Annotated in this window: 4 protein-coding genes and 1 tRNA gene; 3 read left to right on the top strand and 2 right to left on the bottom strand. The window is 68.0% G+C overall.

Annotation, left to right across the window (positions count from 1 at the left end):
- Positions 1-254: 254 nt before the first annotated feature.
- Both ACILQR_RS15205 and ACILQR_RS15210 read left to right on the top strand, forming a co-directional pair.
- On the top strand, positions 255-1,760 hold the full coding sequence (locus ACILQR_RS15205) for a tetratricopeptide repeat protein (RefSeq protein WP_395652228.1): 1,506 nt from the start codon (positions 255-257) through the stop codon (positions 1,758-1,760).
- 11 nt (positions 1,761-1,771) lie between these two features.
- Positions 1,772-3,355, top strand: coding sequence for a hypothetical protein (locus ACILQR_RS15210; protein ID WP_395652229.1), 1,584 nt, complete (start codon positions 1,772-1,774; stop codon positions 3,353-3,355).
- Positions 3,356-3,361: 6 nt separating this feature from the next.
- Here ACILQR_RS15210 and ACILQR_RS15215 read toward each other — a convergent pair whose 3' ends face one another.
- Together ACILQR_RS15215 and ACILQR_RS15220 are read right to left on the bottom strand one after the other, a co-directional pair.
- Positions 3,362-4,648: a calcium-binding protein gene (locus ACILQR_RS15215; RefSeq protein WP_395652230.1), complete on the bottom strand. Its 1,287-nt coding sequence runs from the start codon at positions 4,646-4,648 to the stop codon at positions 3,362-3,364.
- A gap of 60 nt (positions 4,649-4,708) precedes the next feature.
- Positions 4,709-4,784: transfer RNA gene (locus ACILQR_RS15220), tRNA-Ile, on the bottom strand.
- Positions 4,785-4,989: 205 nt separating this feature from the next.
- Between ACILQR_RS15220 and ACILQR_RS15225 the strand changes: the two genes are divergently transcribed.
- The coding region (locus ACILQR_RS15225) for an SIMPL domain-containing protein (protein ID WP_395652231.1) at positions 4,990-5,607 on the top strand (618 nt) is incomplete at its 3' end.

Below are 5,607 nucleotides of genomic sequence, written 5' to 3' on the forward strand. Positions count from 1 at the left end.
ACGTAGGACATGGCGGAGCGATTCTCTGGGCGATCGGCGCATATAGGGGGTCATGGGACACAGGGCGAGATGCGTCGAATTCTCCTGCCGGGCGAGCGGTCCAAACGCCGAATTCGCCCGCGATATCAAGCTGTGCCTTAAAGTCGCGCCTTTGCGGCAACGCTTTGTCGCAAAACAACGTTAACCACGAGGCGAAGTCACTGGACCCGAACGCCGTATTGCGAAATGGTTAACGCGATACCCGGGGTCGCCGGATGTCCAGTACGGGGTTCGAGGGGTTGGTGATGGGTGATCGGGAGGATCGAGGCGATCACGCGCGCGGTGTCGCACGCCGGCCCGCAGCCGTCGTCGTGGCCCTGGTCGCATCCGCCGTCGCCCTGACCGGTCTGACGAGCTGCGGTGAAGGTGGCCCTTCGCTGTGGCGCAAGGACGGGGCCGCTGCCGTCAATGCCTGCCCGCGTCCCGCCTCCCTGACCGGGTCCGAGTTCAATGCCCAGGAACAGGGTCTGAGGGCGCTCCGCCGCGCGGCCTTCCGCGGCGACTTCTTCGCCCAGCTGGAACTCGGCACACGCTATGCCGCTGTCCGCGCTACCGACAAGAACATCGAGGACCCGATCGAGAGCGCGGTCTGGACCGGCCTCGCCCTCGCCAACGAGGAGGGTTACGCCCCCATCAACCGCGTCGAACGCGGCGGCCTGTTCGGCGGGGGCCTCCGGGCCCTGTCGCGCTATGACGACTGCCGGGCCTGGGAGCGTCACAACGCCTATCAGAAGCTGGACGAACAGCTGTCCCGGATGTCGCGCGACGAGCAGGAGCAGGTCCGCGACCGGATGATCTATGTCCTGTCGACCCAGGACGCCAAGGGCTTCCGCACCCTGGCCCGGCTTCACGACGGCCTGTTCGGCCCCTTCGGCGAGCCCGAAGACAACCCTCAGGGCCGCGAGGCCTATGGCCGCAAGGACGGAGCCAATCGCGAGGAACGCTGGCGCGCGTCGCGCAACGCCGCCGTCAACCTGTTCCAGCGGAACGACGTCGACGCCTATCTGTACAACTACCTTGCGGTGCAGACCGGCGATGTCGGGGCCTATGTGCTCCTTAAGGATTTCGAGCGGTCGTCGCCGACCCGGGCGCGGGCAGGCTCCTTCGTGGAGGCCAAGGCGCGTCAGTGGGTGCCGCCCTACGAATTCTATCCCAACGAGGCGCCGCCATCGGGCGTGCCCTTCTCGGACGAGAGCCGGCCGCGCGGCGACGCCTATGAATACGCCCTCTCGCGAATGCAGGGCGAGATGCCCTTCGTCCACGTCGGCCGGGCGCTGAAATTCCTCGGCGTGACCGAGGACGTGGCGCGCGAACCCAACGGCCTGTCGAAACGCCAGGTGGAGACCCTGGAGGCCATGCTGGGCCATCCGATGGACGGTTTCCTGTCGCCGCTGGAGAAGGTCCGCGCCATCCAGCTGGCCGCCACCAACGGATCGTCCGACGCCCAGATGGTGCTGGCCGTGATGTATTCTGAAGGCATCGGGGTTCCCGCCGACTACGCCCGCGCCTTCCACTGGTATTCGATGGCCGACAAACAGGGGAACGGCGAGGCCAAGTTCGCCATGTCCACCTTCTTCGCCCTGGGCGTCGCCGGAGTGTCCGATCAGGACAAGGCCCAGGCCGTCGCCTACCGGATCGATTCGGCCTTCGAGGGCTTCGGTCCCTCGGCTTCGCGCCTGCAGGCGGTCCTCGCCCAGGTTTCCCGTTCGCAGCGCCGCTAGGAGGGCGAGCCATGAAGACGTCATCGACCGCCCTCGCCATCTCGACCGGCCTGCTGGCCGGGGCCGCCGTCGCTGCGGCCGTGTTTCTGGCCCTGACCGGTCCGACGCCGGCCCAGGCGCAGGTCGCCGCGCGGGTCGAGAGCCAGACCCGACCGAACTTCGGCCTGCTGCTCAGCCCCCAGACCAGCAGCCGGCCACGCCGCGAGCACCGCCGCTTCAACTATCGCGACCACCGACCGGACCACTATGCGCCGCCGCGTCCCGGATTCGGGCCCGGCTTCCCGCCTCACCCCGGTGGGCTCCAGAACGAGGTGATCGTCGACTGCGGCGGCAATCCCGGCAGCGGCGGGGTCGAGGCGGCGGCGCGGCGCGTGGCCCCCGGCGGCACATTGACCATCCGCGCCTCGGGCGGCCCCTGCGTCGGCTGGATCAACATCGACAAGGCCATGACCATTCGCGGCTCGGGCAGCCATGCCGGATCCGTCACGCTTCAGGCCCCGCAAGGCCTGCCCTGCATCACCGTGGCCCCCGGCGTGCGCGCCGTGATCCAGGACATCGCCCTGGCCTCGCCCACCGCCGGCGACGCCCCCTGCATCTCGGGCGAGGAGGCGACGATCGCGCTCGACCGCGTCTCGCTGCGCCACGTCGGCGACGAGGCGGCCATCCTGGTGCGCGGCGGGGTGCTCGACATCCGTTCAAGCTCGATCAACGCCCAGACCACCGGCCCCGCCATCCTGGTCGACGCCGGGACCCTGACCGCCGTAGGCCTGAACGTCGTCAACGCCCAGTCCGGCGTCGAGATTTCGCCCGGACCCGGCGGCCCGTCCAGCCTGACCAACGTCTTCCTGACCGGCGAGCACAATCCCTCCAATTTCGGCCCGCGCGCCATCGGGGTGAACGTCCGCTCGCGCCGCGAACTGGGCGAGCTGTCGATCGTCAACAGCCGGATCTGCGGCTACGGCGAGGGCGTCGCCGTGGACGGGGTCCGCGTCACCATCCAGGGCTCGAAACTGTGCCTCGCCGACAAGGGGGTCGTCGTCTATGGCGGCGAACTGACCCTGACCGGCTCACGCGTGCGCGCCCGCTACGTTGGTGTGGTGGCTCAGGCGGGTCGGGCTGTGGTGACCAACACCGCCTTCTCCGGCGTCGAACAGATCTTCTTCGAGGACGCGCGCGGCGACATCGATGCGCGCGGCAACTCCCTGTGGTCGCGCGGCCGCGAATGCTCGCCCGAGTTCAGGCCCGAATACCGCGGCCGGTTCGTCCCCTTCTGGCGGCGCGGCGAACAGGGCTTCGAGTGCCAGCAGCGCCCCTATCCGCAATCCTGGTGGGCCGAGGAAGAAGGCGCCCTGGGCATCGCCTATGTCAACGACGCCTATGTCGTGCCGGGCCTCCAACGCTTCAACGCCGGCTGCGGCTGGTACGACCAGCGCGGTGCCTTCATCGACGACACCCGCTACTGGGGCGAGGCCCGCTTCGGCCGCCGCAACCCTCCCCTGCCCTTCGCCGGCGACCCTCGCTACGACCGGGGCTGGGTGCGGGAGCAGGAGCGCCTGCGTGAGCGGTCGTGCGCGGCGACGCCGAGGCCGTACTGACGGCTGCTAGGCCGTCAGGTACCAGTCGCCTGCGTCCCGCACCTGTGGGAAATCCTGAACGAGCGTCATGTCGGCCGATGCGTCCTCGACCGGAAGGCCTTCGGGTGCCTGCGCCGAAGCGAAGGTGATGACGATATCGCTCGCCGCGACACCGGCCACGCCGGCCAGTCCGATCACCATGTCGTTGGTCCCGTTGCCTCCGACATCGACGAAGATGAAGGCACCGTTGGCATTGTAGGCGACATTGGCCACGGTACCGGCTGCAAAGGCCTCCAGCACGATGCGATCCACGCCCGACTGGAAATCCACGATCACATCCATGGTGCCAGCCGTCGATTCGTTGGCGGCCCGATACAGGAAGCGGTCTGCGCCACCACCGCCCTGAATGATGTCTGCGCCCAGATAGGCCCAGATGGTCTCGGCATTGGAGCCGCCGATGATAATCCGCCCGGCACCACCGCTGAAGTCGGAAACCAGGATTGATGCCCCCGAGGGCACGTCGATATCGGCCGGCTGGATGACCGGGGTCGAGGTCAAGGAAGCGCTGCCTGAAGCGACGACCGACCGACCCGTCGGGTCATAGTTGATCGCGATCGCCGAACCGCCGGAATTGACGATCACCCGATCATCCCCCCGCGTGAAATCAATGACGACGTCACGGCCCTCGGCCACCGGGTCCAGCACGAAGAAATCCCGGCCGGCACCACCGGTCAGACCGTTTGCGCCCGCTCCGCCGAAGATGACGTCGTCGCCGGCTCCGCCGTCGATCGTGTCGTTGCCGCCACCACCGAAGATCGTGTTGCGCCCCGCGCCTCCGATCAAGACGTCAATGCCCGACGAGCCCAACATGGTGATCGCACCGCCCTGACGGTCGATGTCGCCGAAGTCGCGGGCATTGATGTCCCCGAGGGCTGTGATCACTGACAGGCCGGCCCCGCTGAAAGACCTCATGAACACGAAGCTGGAACCGCCCTGACGAACGATGCTGATCTCGAACGGGACGAAGATGGTGGCGATGCGATCGGTTCCGGTCTGGAAATCGACGATGAGATCGTAGGCCGACCCCACGGGCTGCACGTCTCCATCGAAAGCGAAGACATCGGCCCCCGCACCGCCGCGCATCACGTCGGCACCTTCGCTGCCCCGGATGAAATCGTCGCCGTCACCCCCGTCTATGTAGTCGGCCCCCTCGCCGCCGGTGATGAAGTCGCCGCCCCCAAGCCCGAATATCTGATCGTCCCCCGATGTCCCGTTCAGGACGTCACCGTTCGGCGTTCCACTGATGATCGGCATGAGTTGCGCTCCAGAATGCAGAACGACGTTACCGCCTGAAGAAACCGATTCAAGTGGGGGTGGTAGGCGAGGAGGGACTCGAACCCCCAACCAGACCGTTATGAGCGGTCGGCTCTAACCATTGAGCTACTCGCCCCCGTGTCCGCGCGCGGGAGAGGCGACGGCCTAGCAGGACAGGCGGCTCGCTGCAAAGGCGCCGCGAACCTGTCGGCGATGTCACGGCGATGAACGCTCCCTGACAGAGGCACCGCCACGACGTTCAGGCGCGATCGGCCAAGGTTCGGACATGGCGGCGGGCGACAAGCGCGCCGTCCGGACCACGTCTCTTTCAGGAGCCCCCCATGACCCGAACCCTCGCCCTCACCGCGCCCGGCCTGCGCGCCCCCTCGTTTCGCGTCCTCGCCCTCAGCGGCGCGCTGATGGCCGCGACCGCCATGGCCGCGCCGGCCCACGCCCAGTCTACGGGTTCGCAACCCGTCCAGAGCACCATCCAGATGATCCAGACCCAGCCCTCGCTGAACCTGTCGGCCACCGGCGAGGTCAAGGTGGCCCCCGACATGGCGACCATCACCTTCGGCGTCGTCACCGAAGCCCCCACTGCACGCGAGGCCATGGCCCTGAACGCCGCCCGCATGACCGAGGTGGCCACGGCGATGCGTCGCGCCGGCCTGGCCGAACGCGACATCCAGACCTCGGGCCTGAACCTCCAGGCCCAGTACGACTATGTCGAGAACCAGCCGCCGAAACTGCGCGGCTATCAGGCCACCAACCGCGTCACCGTGACCATTCGCGACCTGACCAAGGTCGGCGCGACCGCCGACGCCGTGGTCGCCGCCGGGGTCAACCAGATCGACGGCATCGCCTTCGGCCTCCAGGATCCCAAGGCGGCCGAGGACGAGGCGCGGCGCATGGCGGTGACGGCCCTGCAATCCAAGGCGCGGCTCTATGCCGAGGCCCTG

It is taken from the genome of Brevundimonas sp., assembly GCF_044239655.1.
GTDB lineage: Bacteria > Pseudomonadota > Alphaproteobacteria > Caulobacterales > Caulobacteraceae > Brevundimonas.